This is a genomic window from Micromonospora sp. WMMD1219, from assembly GCF_049315215.1.
Lineage (GTDB): Bacteria > Actinomycetota > Actinomycetes > Mycobacteriales > Micromonosporaceae > Micromonospora > Micromonospora tulbaghiae.
In genome coordinates, this window is sequence record NZ_CP186057.1 from 1664608 (window position 1) to 1681579 (window position 16972).

Genomic DNA, 16972 nt, shown 5'->3' on the forward strand with positions numbered 1-16972 from the left:
CCCCGGGGATCGGGGACGCCGCCGCGGCGGTCGGTCAGGTGGTGGTCAGCGGTCGGTACGTGTCGGCGCGATGGTCGGGAACGGGAAGCCGCTGCCGCCGCCGTTGCCGCCACCACCGTTGCCCGGCGTGCTCGGCGACGTGCTGGGGCTGCCACTCGGCGTCGGGCTGGTGGGCTCCTCCTCGCGCGGCACGTCGACCTTGATCGTCACCCGCTCGCCCTTGGCCAGGCTGGTCCCGGCGGCCGGCGACTGGCTGCTGACCTTGCCCGCCTCGGCCGGGTCGACCTCGTCGCCCTCCTGGACCCGGGCCACGTAGCCGGCCTCCTTGAGCCGCTGCTTCGCCTGGTCCTCGGTGTAGCCGCGGACGTTCGGCACCTCGCTGACGTTGCCCCGGGAGACCTTGAGCGTCACCTTGCTGCCCTCGGCGACCGCACTGCCTTCCTTCGGCGAGACGTCGACGACCTGACCTTCCGGCGCGCTGCCGTTGACGTTCTCGCGCACCGGAATCAGCTTGAGTTCGGTCAGGCGGTCGCTCGCGGCGTCGTACGTGCCGCCCGTCAGGTTGGTGGGGACGTTGACCTGGCCGGGGCCGGTGCAGACGTTGACGGTGACCTCGGTGTCCTTCTCCACCCGCTGGCCGAACGACGGGCTCTGGTCGACCACCGAGCCCTTCTCGCAGGTGGTGTTCTGCACCGGGTCGCCCGCGGTGAACCGCAGCCCCGCCTGGGTGAGCGCCGCCTGCGCCTCGGCCTGCGAACGGCCCACCAACTGCGGCACCGACACCTTCTCGTTGCCGGCCTGGTTGAGCCAGAGCGCGGTGCCGAGCGCGATCACCGCGAGCACGCCGAGCGCGGCGAACGCGGCGATCACCCAGGACGAGCTCTTGCGCTTGCCCGGGTCGCCGACCCGCGCCACCGGCTGCTGGCGGGTCTGCGGGCCCATCATCTGGGTCTGCTGCGCCTGGTGGTATCCGCCGCCCGCGGCCGCGCCCATCGGCATGGTCTCGTCGGCCGGCATCACCGGGGTGGCGAGCACCGGCCGGCCGGCGGCGGCGCGGAGCAGGTCCGCCCGCATCTCGCCGGCGCTCTGGTAGCGGTTGAGCGGGTTCTTCGACAGCGCCTTGAGCACGATGGCGTCGACAGCGGGGTTGACGTCCGGGTTGATCGTGCTCGGCGTCGGCGGCTGCTCCCGTACGTGCTGGTACGCGACGCTGACCGGGCTGTCCCCGACGAACGGCGGGTGGCCGCAGAGCAGCTCGAACAGCACGCAGCCGGCCGCGTAGACGTCGGAGCGGGCGTCGACCGCCTCGCCGCGCGCCTGCTCGGGGGAGAGGTACTGCGCGGTGCCGATGACCGCGCTGGTCTGCGTCATCGTGGTGGCGCCGCTGGCCAGCGCCCGGGCGATGCCGAAGTCCATCACCTTGACCTGGCCGGTCTGGGTGAGCATCACGTTCCCGGGCTTGATGTCCCGGTGGATGATCCCGTGCCGGTGGCTGAACTCCAGCGCGGCGCACATGTCGGCGCAGATCTCCAGCGCCCGGCGCGGCTGGAGCCGCCCCTCGACGCCGAGGACCTCCTTGAGGGTCCGGCCGTTGACGAACTCCATCACGATGAACGGCAGGGTCTCGCCCGTGGGGCCGGTCTCCTCGCCGGTGTCGTAGACGGCGACGATGGCCGGGTGGTTGAGCGAGGCGGCGTTCTGCGCTTCGCGGCGGAACCGCATCTGGAAGGTGGCATCCCGGGCCAGGTCGGCACGGAGCATCTTGATCGCGACATCCCGCCCGAGCCGGAGGTCACGGCCGCGGTGCACCTCGGCCATGCCGCCGTAGCCCAGCAGCTCGCCGACCTGATACCTGCCACCGAGCAGGCGGGCCTGCGCTGTCATCGCGTCTCTCGTCCTTCGCTCGTCGTCGTACCGCCGCCGGCCGGCAGGAGGCGTACCTCACGACGGTACGACGTGCGGACCGGATAGTCGCCTCCGTACGGCTGCACCGCGCCGGAGGTCACGCTCACACTCGCCGGAGCGGATGCGGTAGCACCGTATTTCCGGTACAGGAACGAAATCACGCCCGAGCAGAGGATGACCAGTACGGCCACCACGATCGCGGTCGTCCACAGGCCGGACCGGGAGCGCCGGGGCGGAGCGGCGGCGGGCGGTCGCGCGTACCCCAGGGGGTTGTGCTGGGGAACGGGGCGTGGCTGCGGCACGGGGGCCGCGCCGCGCGGCGCCACCGGCGGGCGGGGCTGCGGGGCGGGGTGCGCGACCACTGCCGGGCGCGGCGCGGCGAGCGGCGGGTGGGCCGGGGACACGGGCGGCCGGGGTTGCGGACGCGGGGCGGCGGCCGGCGGCTGCGGACGCGGCATGGCGGTCGGCACCTGCGCCCGCGCGACGGGCGCGGCCGGCGAGGCGGGTACGCCGGAGATCGGGTGCCCGGCGCGTGCCGCCTGGGAGAGCGCGAGCTTGGCCTGCCGGGCGATGCTCGCCAGCGCGGCGGCGCTCGGCCAGCGCGCGGCCGGGTCCTTCGCCATGGCCCGCTCCACGATCGCGCGAACCTGTGGTGGGATGTCGGGCGGAAGCGCCCGCGGAGCGTCCCGCACGTGCTTCATAGCGATTTCGAGGGGGTTGTCCCCCTCGAACGGGCGGCGGCCGGCCAGGCACTGGTACGCGACCACGCCCAGCGCGTAGACGTCCGAGGCGGGGGTGGCGACAGCGCCGGTGGCCTGCTCCGGCGAGATGTACGAGGCGGTACCGAGCACCGAGCCGGCGGCGGTGAGCTGGCCGACCAGGTCCGAGCGGGCGATGCCGAAGTCGGTGAGCACGAGCGTGCCGTTCGGCCGGACCAGCAGGTTGCCGGGCTTCACGTCGCGGTGCACGATGCCCTTCTCGTGCGCCGCGTGCAACGCGTCGGCGGCCTGCGCCAGCAGCGCCATCGTGCGGGCCGGGGTCAGCCGGCCGACGCGGCTGAGCGTGGCGGAGAGCGCATCGCCCTCGACGTACTCCATCACCAGGAACGCGATGTGCTGGTCGCTGCCGAAGTCGTAGACGTCGACCACGCCGGGGTGGTTGATGGTGGCCATGGTCCGGGCCTCGCCGCGGAACCGCTCGGCGAAGCCCGGTTCGTCCAGCAGCGCCGGGAGCAGGCTCTTGACGGCGACGGTACGGCCCAGCACCTGGTCGGTGCCGCGCCACACGTCGCCCATGCCACCGCTGGCGATCCGCTCGTCGAGGCGGTAGCGGTTGCCGAGCTTGACTCCCGGACCGAGCACGTCAGCGCCTCCCGGAGTCGGCGATCGCCGCCGCCATGATCCGGCCGGCGATGCGGGCTGCCTCGGCGCTGCCGCCGCTGCCCGCCTGCTCCAGCTCGACGCAGACCGCGGAGAGCGGCGTGCCGTCCTTGTCCAGCGCGAAGCCGATGAACCAGCCGTGGTCCGGGGTGTTCGGGCCGGACTGGGCGGTGCCGGTCTTGCCGCCGACCACGAAGCCGTCGATGGCAGCCCGGCGGCCGGTGCCCTCCTTCACCACGTTCTGCATCATGTCGCGCAGGTCGGCGGCGACCTGGCCGCTGATCGGGCGGCGCAGCTCGCGCGGCTGGGCGGCGTCGTAGACGGTGGTGCGGTCCGGCCCGAGCAGCTGCTTGACGAGGTAGGGACGCATCTGCTTGCCGTCCTTGTTGGCCACCGCGGCGGCGATCATCGCGCCCTGCAACGGGGTCATCCGCACGTTGTTCTGGCCGATCGACGACTGCGCCAGCGCGGCCTGGTCGGTGCTGCCGTCCGGGTTCTGCATGTCGCCGGTGCGGCTGGCGGCCACCGGCAGGCCGCCCTCACCGAGCTGGCCGACGGTGAGGTCCTCCTGCTCGAAGCCGAACTGCTTCGCCTTCTCCTTGACCTTGTCGGAGCCGAGGCGTACGCCGAGCTGGGCGAAGCCGGTGTTGCAGGACTCGGTCACCGCCTCGCGCAGCGTCACCTGCGACTCGGGGCAGATCGACGGCGCGGCGTTGCGGATCGGCTGACCGGCGCCGGGCGCGGTGTAGCTGGAACCGGCCGGGATGCGGGTCTGCTGCCCGACGCCGTTCTCCAGCGCCGCCGCGGCCATGATGATCTTGAAGGTGGAGCCCGGCGGCAGCGTCTCGGACAGCGCCCGGTTCGCCAGCGGCCGGTCCTTGTCCTTCTCCAGCGCGTTGTACGCCCGGTCCGCCTCGGTGCTGTCGTGACTCGCCAGCGGGTTCGGGTCGAAGCTCGGCATGGAGACCAGCGCCTGCACCGCGCCGGTACGCGGGTCGATCGCGATGGCCGCGCCCTTGGTCGCGCCGACCTGGTTGTCGTTGAGCTGCTTGTACGCCGTCTGCTGGGCACCCTTGGAGAGCGTAAGCAGCACGTTGCCGCCGCCGGTCTCGTCACCGGTGAACATGTCCTTGATCCGGCTGGCGATGAGCGCGTCGCTGGTGCCGGCCAGGAAGTCGTTCTCCACCCGCTCGATGCCGCTCGCGCCGCCGTTGACCGGCTTCCAGCCGAGCACGTGCGCGTACATCGCCCCGCCCGGGTAGGTGCGCTGGTACTTCAGCTCACCGCCGGTCTCCTTGCTGACCGCGTACGCGGTGCCGCCGACCTCGATGTTGCCGCGCTTGCGGTCGTACTCGGCGACCTGGACCCGGCCGTTGTAGTCGCTGTTGCGGTACTCGTCGGCCTTGTAGGCCTGGATCCAGTTCAGGTTCGCGAACAGCAGCCCGAACAGGACGATCACGACAACGCCGACGCGGCGCAGGGGGGCGTTCACGGCCGGATCACCTCCGTCGGGGCGCCGTGCAACTGCTCGGGCGGGCCACCTGCCGGCCGGGCGGCCGGGCCACCGCCGCCGGTCACCGGGCGACGGGCGCCGTCGGAGACCCGCAGCAGCAGGGCGATCAGCAGCCAGTTCGCCATCAGCGACGAGCCACCGGCGGACAGGAACGGGGTGGTCTGACCGGTCAGCGGGATGAGCTTGCTGATGCCGCCGACGATGACGAAGACCTGGAGGCCCAGCGTGAACGCCAGACCACCGGCGAGCAGCTTGCCGAACGAGTCCCGTACCGCCAACGCGGCGCGCAGGCCCCGCTCCACGATCAGCAGGTAGATCACCAGCAGCGCGGAGAGACCGAACAGGCCGATCTCCTCACCGATGCCGGCGAAGATGAAGTCGGTCTGCACCTCGGGCAGCAGCGCCGGCTGGCCGCCGCCCGGCCCGGCACCGAACAGACCGCCGGTGCCGAGCGTGAGCAGGCCCTGCACCAGCTGGTAACCCCTGTCGTACGGCTCGGCGAACGGGTCCAGCCAGATCTGCGCCCGGTCGTAGAAGTTCGCGAACGGGCCGCCGACGGTGCTGCCCAGCAGGTACGCCAGGTAGGCGCCGCCGAAGAACAGGATCAGGCCGATGAGCAGCCAGCTCACCCGCTCGGTGGCGATGTAGAGCGTCACCACGAACATGCCGAAGTAGAGCAGCGAGGTGCCCAGGTCCTTCTCGAAGATCAGGACCAGGAGGCTGATCAGCCAGACCACGAGCACCGGGCCGAGGTCACGCCCGCGCGGGAAGTCGATGCCGAGCACCCGCCGGCTGGCGAGCGAGAGCACCTCGCGCTTGCGCACCAGGTAGTAGGCGAAGAACGTGAGCAGGGCCAGCTTGGCGAACTCACCCGGCTGGATGGAGAAGAACGAGCCGAACTTGATCCACAGCTTGGCGCCGTTGATCTCGGAGAACCGGCTCGGCAGCACCGCCGGGATCATCACCAGCACGATGCCGGCCAGGCCCAGCGTGTACGCGTACCGGGACAGCGAGCGGTGGTCGCGCAGGATCGCCAGCAGCCCGGCGGCCAGCATCACCGCGAGCAGCGTCCAGGCGAGCTGCCGGCCGCCGGTGCCGGCGAAGACGGCCAGGTCCTCCCGCTCGGCGGGCGTGGCCTTGGCCAGGTCGTACCGCCGCAGGAAGCCGACCCCGATGCCGTTGAGCAGCGCCACCGCGGGCAGGAGCGCCGGATCGGCGTACGGCGCCAGCCAGCGGATCACCAGGTGCAGGCCGAGGAAGACCAGCCCCAGTGCGGCGGCCGGGATCCAGAAGTCGGGCGTGATCGTGTCCAGCGCCTTCGCCTCGACCATCGCCGCGTACGCCGCCACGAGCACCATGGCGAGCAGGAGCAGGGACAGCTCGGCGTTACGCCGGGACCGGGCCAGGCGTACGCCGGACTGCTCGCCCGTCGAAGCGGGCGAGGCGGCCGGTACGGCGGCTGCGGTCACGGATACGTCCTCGGGATCGAGCCGGCACTCACTCCGGCGACCGGCAACCCGCCGGGTCGGCCGGCGGAACGGTGTCGGAGGGTACGGCGTCGGGCGTGATGGTCGACGTCGGCGACGGTGCGCCGGAGGTCGGTGAGCCGGCAGGCGGCGCGGACGGTGTGGGGCTGCCGCTGGCCTGCGGGTTCAGCGCGCCCGTCGTCGTCACCGGGGTCGGGCTGGTCACACCGGGCGACGGGTCGGGCGGGCAGAGCGGCTTGAGGTTCGGGTTCGCCGGGTCCTCGCTCGTCAGCTCCGCCAGCCGGCGCTCCGCGTCCGGCTCGTTGCGGGCCTGGATGCCCTGCTTCACCCGTTCCTGGGCGGCCAGGGTGAGGTCGTCGAGCCGGGCCTCGCTGCGCTCGTGCACGTTCGACAGGTCCAGCCCGGCGACCTGGCCGGGCACCCCACGGAAGACCGCGAGCTGGCCGTCGTCGGTGGCGCCGACGTAGTACTGCCGCTGGGTGTACGTCCACCCGCCGAACGCGCCACCGCCGACGATCACCGCGAGCGCCAGCACCATGGCGGCGGTACGCAGCGGTCGGTGGCGACGCCGCTCGGGCTCGTCGTCGCGGTTGTCCACCGGCTCCTCGGGCGCGGGCGGCCGGGGGGCGGACAGCGCCGAGGCGCGGGCCGCCGGGGTGGAGTCGTCGGCCGAGGTCGCCATGCCCCGGTCGCGGGCGGCGGCGCCGCCGACGATCGGGGACGCCTCGACGATGTCCTGGTCGGTGGCGTCGGCGATGATCACGGTGATGTTGTCCGGGCCGCCGCCGCGCAGCGCGAGCTGCACCAGGCGTTCCACGCACCGCTGCGGGTCGGGGTACTCCCGCATGGTGTCGGCGATGGTCTCCGCGCTGACCACGCCGGAGAGCCCGTCGGAGCAGATCAGGTAGCGGTCGCCGGGCAGCACCTGGCGGACGCTGTACTCCGGGTCGATGTCGCGGCCGTCGAGCGCCCGGGTGAGCAGCGAGCGCTGGGGGTGGCTGCTCGCCTCCTCCGCGCTGATCCGGCCCTCGTCGACGAGCATCTGGACGTACGTGTCGTCCTTGGTGATCTGCGCGAACTCGCCGTTGCGCAGGAGATAGGCCCGCGAGTCACCGATGTGGACCATGCCGAGCTTGCTGCCGGAGAAGAGGGTCGCGGTGAGCGTCGTGCCCATCCCCTCCAGCTGCGGGTTGGCGTCCACGGTGTCGCGGAGCTGCTGGTTGGCGGTGCCCACGGCGGAGCGGAGCGCGTCGACCAGGGCGTCACCGGGGACGTCCTCGTCGAGTGGCGCCATGGCACCGATGACGATGTTGCTGGCGACGTCACCGGCGGCCATGCCGCCCATGCCGTCGGCCACGGCGAGCAGCCGCGGTCCGGCGTAGACGGAATCCTGGTTGCCGTCTCGGATCAGACCGCGGTCGCTGTGGGCCGCGTAGCGCAGGGTCAGAGTCATGGCCGTAATTCGAGGGAAGTGCGGCCGATCCGGATCGGCACGCCGAGGGGGACGGGGGTTGGTCCGGTGACCTTAGCGCGATCGAGATAGGTGCCGTTAGTCGATCCGAGGTCCTCGACGTACCACTGCCCGTCGCGGGGCACCAGCCGGGCGTGTCTCGCCGAGGCGTAGTCGTCGGTGATCACCAGGGTCGAGTCCTCCGCGCGGCCGATGGTGATCTGGGCCTCCCCGAGCGTGATCCGGGTGCCGGCGAGCTGACCGGCGGTGACCACCAGCTGGTGGGCGGCCCGGCCGCGCTTGGCCTTCGCCGGCTTCCCCGGCTGCCCGGTCGACGCGCCGATCCCCCGCGGCGCGGCCACGAGCCGGCCCGACCGGGCGCCGGCGAAGAGGTCCCGGCGGATCACGCCGACCACCGTGAACACGAAGATCCACAGCAGGATCAGGAACCCGAACCGGGCGACGGTGATGACGAGTTCCGGCAACGCGGATCAGCCGTCCACGCGGAAGGTCAGGGTCGTGGTGCCGAGCTGGATCATGTCGCCGGGGTTGAGGGCTACCGCCGAGACCCGCTGGCCGTTGACCATCGTGCCGTTGGTGGAGCCCAGGTCGGTCAGCACCACCTGGCCGCCGTCGAAGTCCAGCCGGGCGTGGCGCCGGGAGATGCCGACGTCGGGCAGGCGCAGGTTGGCCTGGTCGCCGCGGCCGATCACGGTCGAGCCCATCTGGAGCGGGTAGGTGCGGCCGTCGCCGGAGACCAGGCGGACGTTGCGGCCGCCGCCGTGACCGGGCGGAGGGCCGTAGCCGCCACCCTGGTCGTACGCCGGGTACGCCGGGCCGGCGTCGTAGCCGCCGGGCGCGGAGACCGGGGCGACGTCCCCACCGGTGTAGACCTCGGCGGTGACCCGGAACATGCCGGTGTCCAGGCCCTCACCGCGTTCGACCTCGACGATCACGTCGCCGTAGACCGTCCACGCCTGCTCGCCGATGAACTCGGCCTGCGACTGGGCCAGCTCCTGGGCCAGCGCCGCAGCGTACGGCGCCAGCCGACTGTGGTCGTAGGGCGAGAGATCGATCACGTAGCGGTTGGGCACAAGGGTGCGCCCACCGGCCAGGATCGCCTTGTGCGCCTCGGCCTCCCGCTGCATGGCGTTGAGGATCTCCACGGGGTGGACCACCCCTTTGAAGACCTTGGCGAAGGCCCCCTCGACCAGGCCTTCCAGACGCTTCTCGAAGCGTTGCAGCACGCTCACCGGCTCCTCCTCGGGTCCCGAGGCAATGATGGTATCCGGACACCGCCTCCGCAGCTCACACGCCGCTCGGCCGGCTGCCGTCGGCCCGTTCGTGACCAGGCCCGCGGACGTGCTAAAGTTTCGCCCGCCACGAGCGGTGATCGTTCGTGGCGTGACCAGTGGACAGCGTAATATGTCCCGGCACCCGCCGCAGATGGCGGGCGCGGGATGCGATATGGTGTTCCGGGTCGTGCCACGGGGATGTGGCGGAATGGCAGACGCGCACGGTTCAGGTCCGTGTGTCCGAAAGGACGTGGGGGTTCAACTCCCCCCATCCCCACCAGAACAAGGGCTCCGCACATCGCGGGGCCCTTGCTTCGTATCGGGGCGTTCCGGACGTCACGCTATGCTCCGATGGTTTCCCTGCCTCCCACGGACCAGGAGTGGCGTGTGACTGTCGCGTTGGTGACCGGTTCCGGCGGTCTGATCGGCTCCGAGGCGGCCCGGCACTTCGCCGGACTGGGTCTCGACGTGGTCGGCATCGACAACGACATGCGGCGGTACTTCTTCGGCGAGGACGGCTCCACAGCCTGGAGCCTGGACCGGCTCGCCGCCGACCTCGGCTCCGCGTACACCCACCACGCCGTCGACATCCGCGACCGCGACGGGCTGGAGCAGGTCTTCAAGCGGTACGGCAAGGACATCGCCGTGGTGATCCACAGCGCCGCCCAGCCGAGCCACGACTGGGCCGCCAAGGAGCCGTTCACCGACTTCGACGTGAACGCCGGCGGCACGCTCAACGTGCTGGAGAACACCCGCCGGCACGCGATCGACGCGCCGTTCATCCACTGTTCCACCAACAAGGTGTACGGCGACCGGCCCAACTCGCTCCCGCTGATCGAGCTGGAGACCCGCTACGAGCTGCCCGAGGACCACCGCTGGTACGACGGCATCACCGAGGACATGTCGATCGACGAGTCGCTGCACTCGATCTTCGGCGCCTCGAAGGTCGCCTCCGACGTGATGGTCCAGGAGTACGGCCGCTACTTCGACATGAGGACCGCCTGCTTCCGGGGCGGGACACTCACCGGGCCGGCGCACTCCGCCGCCGAGCTGCACGGTTTCCTGGCGTACCTGATGCGGTGCGTGATGGAGGGCCGGACGTACAACCTCTTTGGCTACAAGGGGAAGATGGTCCGGGACGCGATCCACTCGCACGACGTGCTGACCGCGTTCGAGGCGTTCTTCCGCGAGCCGCGCTCCGCCCAGGTCTACAACCTCGGCGGCGGCCGGCACTCGAACACCTCGCACATCGAGGCGTTCCGGATCGCCCAGGAGATCACCGGCCGTGAGGCCCGGATCAACTACGTCGAGCAGGCCCGCACCGGCGACCACCAGTGGTACGTCAGCAGCATGGCCCGGTTCGAGGAGCACTACCCCTCCTGGAAGATCACGTACGACGTGCCGATGATCCTGCGCGAGATCTACGAGGCCAACGTCGACAAGTGGGTGCCGAAGGCATGACCACCGGGACCAAGCGCAACGTGCTCGGCGTCGGGGTCGACGCCACCGACTACGCCCGGGCCACCGAGGCCGTGGTGGCGGCCGCGCACGAGCGCCGCCCGCTGGCGCTCACCGCCCTCGCCGTGCACGGCGTGATGACCGGCGTGCTCGACCCGGCGCACAACGCCCGGCTCAACTCGTTCGACGTGGTCACCCCGGACGGGCAGCCGGTGCGCTGGGCGCTCAACCTGCTGCACGGCGCCGGGCTCACCGACCGTGTCTACGGGCCGGAGCTGACCCTGCGGGTGCTCGCCCGGTTCGCCGAGGAGGGGCTGCCCGTCTACCTCTACGGCTCCACCGAGGAGACGCTGTCCCGGCTCGTCCCGGCGCTGGAGCGCAAGTTCCCCGCGCTGAAGATCGCCGGAGTCGAGCCGTCCAAGTTCCGTGCCGTCGCGCCGGGCGAGGACGCCGAGATCGCCGACCGGATCCGGGCCAGCGGCGCCCGCCTCGTCCTGGTCGGGCTGGGCTGCCCGCGCCAGGAGGTCTTCGCGTACGCCATGCGCCCGCTGCTGGACATGCCGCTGATGGCTGTCGGCGCGGCCTTCGACTACCACGCCGGCCTGCTGCGCAACCCGCCATCGTGGATGCAGCGCGCCGGGCTGGAGTGGTTCTGGCGGCTCGGCCTGGAACCCAAGCGTCTGTGGCGCCGGTACGTCATCCTCAACCCGGCCTACCTGGCCCGGCTCGCCGCCCAGAAGACCGGCCTGTGGAAGGCCACCCCGCCGGCGCCGGCCACCGGGCGTCCCGCCACGTTCGACGTCTGAGCCGCCCCTACCCCTACGGGCCCGGGTACGGGGCGAACCGGGGTGCCGTCCCGGATTCGCCGAACGTCGAAACGGGCAAGGCTAGGGGGCATGGATGACCGTCTCGCCGTACTGCTTCCTGTCGCCGCCGTCTGGCTCGCCGCCGGACTGGTCGCGGAGGGCCTGCCCGGGCTCGACCGCGCCCGCGCGCTGCGCCGGCGTACCGGATGGTTGTCCGCCCTGGTGCTGACCGGCCTCGCGCTCACCGCGGCGGTCCTCGCCGCGGGCCTGCAGAGCGCCGGCGACACCACTGTGGACCGGGCCGCCGCCGCACTCGGTCTCGCGGCCGTACCGGCAGCGGTGGTGGCGGTCTGCACGGTACGGCGGGTCCGGCGGCTGCGGTCCGGTGCGGGCGCGTTCGCGGCGGCGCCGGGCACCCCCGCCCCGCACGGGCTGCGCGCGGCGGCGGCGCACCCGCTGATCGCGCTGCCGCTCCAGGCGACGGCGATCGCGGCGCTGGTGGCGGTGCTGCCGGCGGCCGGGGTCGACCTGTTCGCCGCGCCGGGCGTCGCCGGCCCGGCGATCACCGTCGGGGTGCTCGGCGTGTGCGCGATCGGAGTACGCCACGCGCTGCGGCACAACCGGCTCGCCGAGCGGGCGACGCCGGCCGCCGAGGCGGTGTCAGCGCGACCGGCTCGCGCCCTGCACGTATAGCAGCTCCAGGATCGCGCGGGTCGCCTCGAACCAGCGGTCCAGCCAGCCGGGCGGAGGCACGCTGCCCTTCGGGGGCAGCTCCATCAGCAGGCCGCGCAGCAGCGGGTGGTCCACCAGGGACTCCTGCTGCTCGACCGGCCAGCCGCTCGGCGGGAAGGACGGCTCGGTCAGCGGGTTGGGGTCCAGCGACGGCAGGGACAGCGGCGCCGCGGCCTGCTCGGGGACGCCACCCTCGCGGGCGTCGTCGCCGTCACCGGAGACCACCTCGGTGAGGACGGTGTCCCGGCGGGCACCCCGGTACTTGCCACCGAACCGCTCGGGCTTGCCCGGGCCGCTGGTGAGGTTCTCTGAACCGATCGTCGTCATCCGTCTCGCCTGCCTTGTTCGGTTGCCGATCCGTGCGGTTCAACGAGGCGGATCGGAACTGGCGACGGGTGGCCGCCGCGGCGCGGGTACGCGGACACGAATGGTCCCGCCCGGCGGCGCTGCCGGGCGGGACCACATCTCGGTGCCGGTCAGCTCCGGCCGAACACGCCGTTCCGGGCGCGGGCGACGAAGGCGTGCCAGTCACCCGGAGCGAAGACCAGGGCCGGGCCGGTCTTGTCCTTCGAGTCCCGCACTCCGACCGCCCCGGTCACGTACGCGACCTCGACGCAGTTGTCGCAGTTCGGCCCGCTCTTCGAGCTCTTGAACCACGTCGCCTGCGTCAGGTCCACGGGGAACTCCTTGGTCGCCATTTCCACAGTGGCTCCTCTGCCAGTTTCGCGATGTGTGCGACGGACTCCTCCGGGCGCATGGCCGCTGCTCGAATGTGATCGAAGATGAAGCTGTACTTCTGCAGTTCGTCACTCTTCTCCAGGAAGAGTCCACCCGTGGCGTTCTCCGCGTACACGACATCGGGATCACTCGGCTCGGGGAAGCTGAGGATCGTGAAGGTCCCGTCCATGCCGGCGTGCGCTCCCACCTCGAAGGGCAGGACCTGCACTGTCACGTTCGGCAGTTCGGCCACCTCCACCAACCGCTTGAGCTGACCACGCATCACCGCGTCGCCGCCAACCGGCCGGCTCAGCACCGCCTCATCGAGCACCACCCACAGATCGACCGGATCGTCCTGCGTCAACAACGACTGACGGCCCAGACGGACACGCACCCGCGTGTCGACCTGTTCGTCGGTGAAGTCCGGCCGGGCCGCCCGGATCATCGCGCTCGCGTACTCCTCGGTCTCCAGCAGGCCCGGCACCACCTGCTGCTCGTACGCCCGGATGGAGCTGGCCGCCGCCTCCAGGCCGACGTACGCGCCGACGAGCACCGTGCTGTACGGATGCCACCAGCCCTTCTGCCGGGCCTCCCGGGCGATCTGCACCAGCTCGTCGCTCTCCGCGCCGACGACGCCGTAGATGCGGAGCATGTCGCGGACGTCGCGCGGGGTCGCCGTGGTGTGGCCGGTCTCGATCCGGGAGATCTTCGACGCGGAGCACTCCAGCTGCTCGGCGACGACTTCGATGGTGATGCCCGCCGCCTCCCGCTGCCGGCGGAGTTCCGCACCCAGCCGGCGCCGCCGGATGGTGGGGCTGCGCCTTTCCGTCACGGAGTCTCCTCGGCTCGCGACTGCGGGGCTCGCAGGACCGGCTCACTCCTCGCGCTCACGGTGCCGTCCATCGGATTGCGGGACCACGCTTCACAGTCACCCGGCTACCTCCGGTCGGTCGCGCCCCGGTGCGGCTCCCACCGCGGGCGCGACCGGCGAGCGGCGGGTGTCGTTCGCGGCAGGGGTGGTGCCGGTCGTCGACCGGCCGCGACGGGCGAAACCGGCGTCCAGTGTGCCGCTCCGATACCTGACGCTTCAAGTATCGCCGTTTGCGTGTCCGACTCACCTATCAGCAAAACTCGACGTGCAACTTGCATGTCGCACGCCCCTGATGCAGTCTGTCCGTATGGCACGGGTTACTCACCGTCTTCGCTTGATCTCCGGGCGTGGTGACACCACGGTCCGTGGGACGGCCGGAGGGGAGCCGTCCCGCGCCGTGCGACCTGCCCCGGAATGAAGACCCCGTCGCTGCACGCCAGTTTGGCTGCGGCGGCGGGAGCGGTAACCGGGAGCAGCCGGGTGATGGTCGGGTGGCGGTCCGCCACCGTGGGTACGGCCCGACCAGCACCGACCCACCGACCGCCGGTCCACGAGGCAGACCCCCCGTCACCGGACCGCACCCGACCCCGTTCAGCCTCGCCGGCCCCGCCGGCCGACCCTCCCAGGAGCCCATGTGCTTCCCCGCTCCGGTGACGTACTGCACGTGACTCGCGCGGCGAGTGTCCAGTTCCTCCGACCGATCATGTTCCGGGTGATCCGGGTGCTCGACTGGCCGACCTACGACGGTTGGCTCTGGCTCGACGGCTACGAGTTGAACGCGGCGGGGGACGCGGTCAACCGGAGGTCGATCTTCGTACTCCAGGAGGGGTTGCGGCAGCTCCAGGCCGCGCCGGCTCCGCGTCAGCACACCGTGCGGACGGCCCGCCGCCCGGTGGTCCGGACCCCGGTCCGGGTCGGCTGACCTCACGATTCCCGGTCGGGAGGGCGTGCCGTCGCCATAGAATCGGTACGCCCACCCCGGCATGTTCCACCCCGCGCGCCATGGACCCTGAACCTGGGATGGTCATGGTCAACTTGCCCGCCGCGCGCCGGCACCACCGGTCCCGTATCGGCTATGCCCTCGGGCTCTTCCTCTTCCTCGTCACCGCGACCGCCCTCGCGCTCGCGGTACGTCATCCCGCCTTCTCCGCCACCCAGCAGCTCGCCGAGCCCGTACCGGCCCCGGAGATCACCGTGGCCGGCGAGGAAGGCCGGTCGGGGTCCGACGCGGCCGGGTCCGACAACGCCGGGTCCGGTCCGGCCGACTCCGATGCCGCCGACTCCGATGCCACCGACTCCGACGAGCCGGACGACGAGGGCGGCTGGGCCGACGCCGACCCGGCGGAGGACGAGGACGAACCGGCCTCGGGTGCCGGGGGCGGCGAGGGCGCGCTCGCCGAACGGCCCACCGACCCGACCGACAACCTCAGCCGGTCGCTGTTCTACTCCGGGCTGCTCGGGCTCGCCATCTCGCTGGCCGGCCTGGGTCTGGTCGGCACCCGCAGACGCCAGTGGTGAGTCAGGGGCGCGTCAGGGCGTGGTGGTCGTCGCCGGAGCCGATCCGGGAGTGCTCGGCCCGCTCGTCGGCGGCGCGGGTACGGCCACCACGATGGTGACCCGGTCGTCCTCGCCCACCGGGTAACCGGCCTCCGGATCGGTGGAGATCACCGTGCCGGCGGGGCGGTCCGACGCCCGCCGCTGCACCCGGTAGTCCAGGTCCAGCCGGTCGAGCGCCGCCCGGGCAGCCGCCTCCGGCAGCCCCACCAGCGGCGGCATCGGCACCTCGACCGGTGCGGTCGTGGCCGGGGGCGTACTCGGCGGTGAGCTACTCGGCGCGGCACTGGTCGGCGCGGCGGTCGTCGGGGCGGCGCTCGTCTGCGCCGAGATGCTCGGTACCGCCGGGCCCGGATCGGAGTTCCGGTCGGCGGCACGCAGCGCCAGCCACACCCCCACCCCGATCAACCCGAGCAGGAGCAGTGCCAGGATGCCGAGCAGGATCGGCATCCACCAGCGGCGCCCGGCCTGCTCGTCGCCGTACCACTCGGCCCCGGGCTCGGGATAGCCCGCCGGCCGTGGTGGCGGCACCCCGGCCCGGCCGGACCAGGCGCCCACCGGTTCCTGCGGGGCGGTGGCGTCGAGCGGACGGCGCGGACCGCCCTGCCCGGCGGGGCCGCCCGGTCCTGCCGCCCCGCCCGGTCCTGCCGGTGCGCCGGGCAACGGGCGGGTGGCGTCGCCCGCGTTCCGTGGCATGGCGCGGGTCGCCTCCACGTCTTCCCCGGCTGCATTCCGCGGCATCGCCCGCGTGGCGTCCACGTCCTCGCCGGCTGCGCCCCGGGGCATGGCGCGGGTGGCGTCCGCGTCCTCCCCGGCCGCGTTCCGCGGCATCGCCCGGGTGGCGTCCGCGTCCGGCTCGGGAGGCGACGCTCGGGACGGGTCGGCGTCTGCACCGGCCGCGTCGCGAGGCATCGCGCGGGTCGCGTCCGCGTCCGGGGGCAGCGCCCGGGTCGCGTCCGCGTCGCCGGCGGGTGGTTCCTGACGGTCGTCGCTCATGGCACGTCCTTTCCCCACCGGGACGGGGCGCACGGCCCTCGATCGTCCACCGTAACGGTCCCCGGCGACACCGGCTGGGATCAGCGCGCCGCGCCCGTCAGGGAGTCGGCGACGGGGAGACAGTCGGCGGCGTGGACGCCTTGTCGCCGCAGGTGAGCGTCACCTGGTCGTTCCACCGGGCGGTGCCACCGGCCGCCGGCTCCTGCGCCGTGACCGGACCCTGGCGTCCGGTGGCGTACCGGGGATAGAGCCCCGCCTCCACCAGGTCGTCGGCCGCGTCGGAGCAGGACAGCGTGCTCACGTCGGGCACGGTGACGGCCGGCGCCGGCCCGGAGACCCACACGGTGACAGTGGTGCCGCGCTTCACCGGGGTGCCGGGAGCCGGTGAGGTGCGCTCCACGGTGCGTCCGGCGCCCGTACCGAACACCAGGCGCCAGCCGAGCCGGCGCTCGCGCAGGTCGCGGCGGGCCTGCTCGAAGTCCACGCCCACCACCTCGGGCACCGTGAGCCCGGCCGGGGCGCTGCTGCGCGTACCGGTCGGCCGGGCGGTGGCGGTCGGCGGCGCTGTGGTCGCCGAGGCCGATGTGGACGGGGCGCCGACCGGTGCGGTGTCGCCGGGTGCGGCCGGGCGCTCCGGCTCACCGGCGAGGATCCACCCGACGCTGGCACCGATCACCGCCAGCAGGATCACGGCCACGCCACCGCCGAGGAGCATCCTGCCCCGCCCCGGTCCGCCGCCGTCGGCTGCCGGTTCCCGCTCGTCCGTCATGCTCCCCGCCCCGATCATCGACGACCGTATCCGTTGCTGC

17 protein-coding genes and 1 tRNA gene are annotated in these 16972 nt (G+C 72.6%); 6 read left to right on the plus strand and 12 right to left on the minus strand.

The window, feature by feature from the left end:
• Positions 1 to 45: 45 nt before the first annotated feature.
• The 7 genes from pknB to ACN27C_RS08080 are packed head-to-tail and all read right to left on the minus strand — an operon-like array spanning position 46 to position 9014.
• Complete coding sequence (pknB, locus tag ACN27C_RS08050; RefSeq protein ID WP_422750837.1) at positions 46 to 1884, minus strand: Stk1 family PASTA domain-containing Ser/Thr kinase; 1839 nt, start codon at positions 1882 to 1884, stop codon at positions 46 to 48.
• On the minus strand, positions 1881 to 3266 hold the full coding sequence (locus ACN27C_RS08055; protein ID WP_120572425.1) for a serine/threonine-protein kinase: 1386 nt from the start codon (positions 3264 to 3266) through the stop codon (positions 1881 to 1883). Before ACN27C_RS08055 ends, pknB begins: the two co-directional genes overlap by 4 nt.
• Position 3267: 1 nt before the next feature.
• Entirely contained in the window at positions 3268 to 4776 is a 1509-nt protein-coding gene (locus ACN27C_RS08060; protein WP_421499246.1) for a peptidoglycan D,D-transpeptidase FtsI family protein, read from the minus strand.
• Positions 4773 to 6266, minus strand: a complete 1494-nt coding sequence (locus ACN27C_RS08065; RefSeq protein WP_120572427.1) for an FtsW/RodA/SpoVE family cell cycle protein — start codon at positions 6264 to 6266, stop codon at positions 4773 to 4775. Before ACN27C_RS08065 ends, ACN27C_RS08060 begins: the two co-directional genes overlap by 4 nt.
• 28 nt (positions 6267 to 6294) lie before the next feature.
• Positions 6295 to 7737 carry a protein phosphatase 2C domain-containing protein gene (locus tag ACN27C_RS08070; RefSeq protein WP_422750838.1) on the minus strand — a complete coding sequence of 481 codons (1443 nt, stop codon included), beginning with the start codon at positions 7735 to 7737 and terminating at the stop codon, positions 6295 to 6297.
• Positions 7734 to 8219 carry an FHA domain-containing protein FhaB/FipA gene (locus ACN27C_RS08075; protein ID WP_013283305.1) on the minus strand — a complete coding sequence of 162 codons (486 nt, stop codon included), beginning with the start codon at positions 8217 to 8219 and terminating at the stop codon, positions 7734 to 7736. The genes ACN27C_RS08070 and ACN27C_RS08075 overlap by 4 nt, the downstream gene beginning before the upstream one ends.
• 6 nt (positions 8220 to 8225) lie before the next feature.
• Positions 8226 to 9014: an FhaA domain-containing protein gene (locus ACN27C_RS08080; protein ID WP_026267912.1), complete on the minus strand. Its 789-nt coding sequence runs from the start codon at positions 9012 to 9014 to the stop codon at positions 8226 to 8228.
• Positions 9015 to 9223: 209 nt separating this feature from the next.
• On the opposite strand from ACN27C_RS08080, the gene ACN27C_RS08085 reads away from it, so the two are divergent.
• From ACN27C_RS08085 to ACN27C_RS08100, 4 genes are all read left to right on the plus strand, one after another.
• A tRNA-Leu gene (locus ACN27C_RS08085) sits at positions 9224 to 9309 on the plus strand.
• Between the two features lie 71 nt (positions 9310 to 9380).
• A complete protein-coding gene (locus ACN27C_RS08090; RefSeq protein WP_175438584.1) occupies positions 9381 to 10490 on the plus strand; it encodes an NAD-dependent epimerase/dehydratase family protein in 1110 nt (369 codons plus the stop codon).
• On the plus strand, positions 10487 to 11293 hold the full coding sequence (locus tag ACN27C_RS08095) for a WecB/TagA/CpsF family glycosyltransferase (protein ID WP_422750839.1): 807 nt from the start codon (positions 10487 to 10489) through the stop codon (positions 11291 to 11293). Before ACN27C_RS08090 ends, ACN27C_RS08095 begins: the two co-directional genes overlap by 4 nt.
• Positions 11294 to 11383: 90 nt before the next feature.
• Entirely contained in the window at positions 11384 to 11986 is a 603-nt protein-coding gene (locus tag ACN27C_RS08100) for a hypothetical protein (protein ID WP_262012856.1), read from the plus strand.
• Here ACN27C_RS08100 and ACN27C_RS08105 read toward each other — a convergent pair.
• The 3 genes from ACN27C_RS08105 to ACN27C_RS08115 all read right to left on the minus strand — a co-directional run bounded on the left by ACN27C_RS08105 (position 11954) and on the right by ACN27C_RS08115 (position 13574).
• The gene (locus ACN27C_RS08105) at positions 11954 to 12352 is read right to left on the minus strand and encodes a hypothetical protein (RefSeq protein WP_262012857.1); all 399 of its coding nucleotides are present in this window, start codon (positions 12350 to 12352) and stop codon (positions 11954 to 11956) included. The two genes, ACN27C_RS08100 and ACN27C_RS08105, sit on opposite strands and share 33 nt — an antisense overlap.
• 149 nt (positions 12353 to 12501) lie before the next feature.
• Entirely contained in the window at positions 12502 to 12723 is a 222-nt protein-coding gene (locus tag ACN27C_RS08110) for a DUF397 domain-containing protein (protein WP_013283299.1), read from the minus strand.
• A complete protein-coding gene (locus ACN27C_RS08115) occupies positions 12693 to 13574 on the minus strand; it encodes a helix-turn-helix domain-containing protein (protein WP_262012858.1) in 882 nt (293 codons plus the stop codon). The genes ACN27C_RS08110 and ACN27C_RS08115 overlap by 31 nt, the downstream gene beginning before the upstream one ends.
• A gap of 673 nt (positions 13575 to 14247) precedes the next feature.
• Here ACN27C_RS08115 and ACN27C_RS08120 point away from each other — a divergent pair.
• Together ACN27C_RS08120 and ACN27C_RS08125 are read left to right on the plus strand one after the other, a co-directional pair.
• Entirely contained in the window at positions 14248 to 14535 is a 288-nt protein-coding gene (locus ACN27C_RS08120; protein ID WP_018785581.1) for a hypothetical protein, read from the plus strand.
• 98 nt (positions 14536 to 14633) lie between these two features.
• Positions 14634 to 15131, plus strand: coding sequence for a hypothetical protein (locus ACN27C_RS08125; protein ID WP_422751592.1), 498 nt, complete (start codon positions 14634 to 14636; stop codon positions 15129 to 15131).
• 12 nt (positions 15132 to 15143) lie between these two features.
• On the opposite strand, the gene ACN27C_RS08130 is transcribed toward ACN27C_RS08125, so the two are convergent.
• Together ACN27C_RS08130 and ACN27C_RS08135 are read right to left on the minus strand one after the other, a co-directional pair.
• Positions 15144 to 16163 carry a PASTA domain-containing protein gene (locus ACN27C_RS08130; RefSeq protein ID WP_121686541.1) on the minus strand — a complete coding sequence of 340 codons (1020 nt, stop codon included), beginning with the start codon at positions 16161 to 16163 and terminating at the stop codon, positions 15144 to 15146.
• A gap of 97 nt (positions 16164 to 16260) precedes the next feature.
• The gene (locus ACN27C_RS08135; RefSeq protein ID WP_358170653.1) at positions 16261 to 16932 is read right to left on the minus strand and encodes a PASTA domain-containing protein; all 672 of its coding nucleotides are present in this window, start codon (positions 16930 to 16932) and stop codon (positions 16261 to 16263) included.
• Between the last annotated feature and the right edge of the window lie 40 nt (positions 16933 to 16972).

Bases quoted from the DNA above. Each gene is read 5' to 3' on its own strand.
- pknB (WP_422750837.1), bottom strand. From the start codon at position 1,884: ATGACAGCGCAGGCCCGCCTGCTCGGTGGCAGGTATCAGGTCGGCGAG.
- ACN27C_RS08070 (WP_422750838.1), bottom strand. From the start codon at position 7,737: ATGACTCTGACCCTGCGCTACGCGGCCCACAGCGACCGCGGTCTGATC.
- ACN27C_RS08090 (WP_175438584.1), top strand. From the start codon at position 9,381: ATGGTTTCCCTGCCTCCCACGGACCAGGAGTGGCGTGTGACTGTCGCG.
- ACN27C_RS08095 (WP_422750839.1), top strand. From the start codon at position 10,487: ATGACCACCGGGACCAAGCGCAACGTGCTCGGCGTCGGGGTCGACGCC.
- ACN27C_RS08100 (WP_262012856.1), top strand. From the start codon at position 11,384: ATGGATGACCGTCTCGCCGTACTGCTTCCTGTCGCCGCCGTCTGGCTC.
- ACN27C_RS08105 (WP_262012857.1), bottom strand. From the start codon at position 12,352: ATGACGACGATCGGTTCAGAGAACCTCACCAGCGGCCCGGGCAAGCCC.
- ACN27C_RS08110 (WP_013283299.1), bottom strand. From the start codon at position 12,723: ATGGCGACCAAGGAGTTCCCCGTGGACCTGACGCAGGCGACGTGGTTC.
- ACN27C_RS08125 (WP_422751592.1), top strand. From the start codon at position 14,634: ATGGTCATGGTCAACTTGCCCGCCGCGCGCCGGCACCACCGGTCCCGT.
- ACN27C_RS08130 (WP_121686541.1), bottom strand. From the start codon at position 16,163: ATGAGCGACGACCGTCAGGAACCACCCGCCGGCGACGCGGACGCGACC.
- ACN27C_RS08135 (WP_358170653.1), bottom strand. From the start codon at position 16,932: ATGACGGACGAGCGGGAACCGGCAGCCGACGGCGGCGGACCGGGGCGG.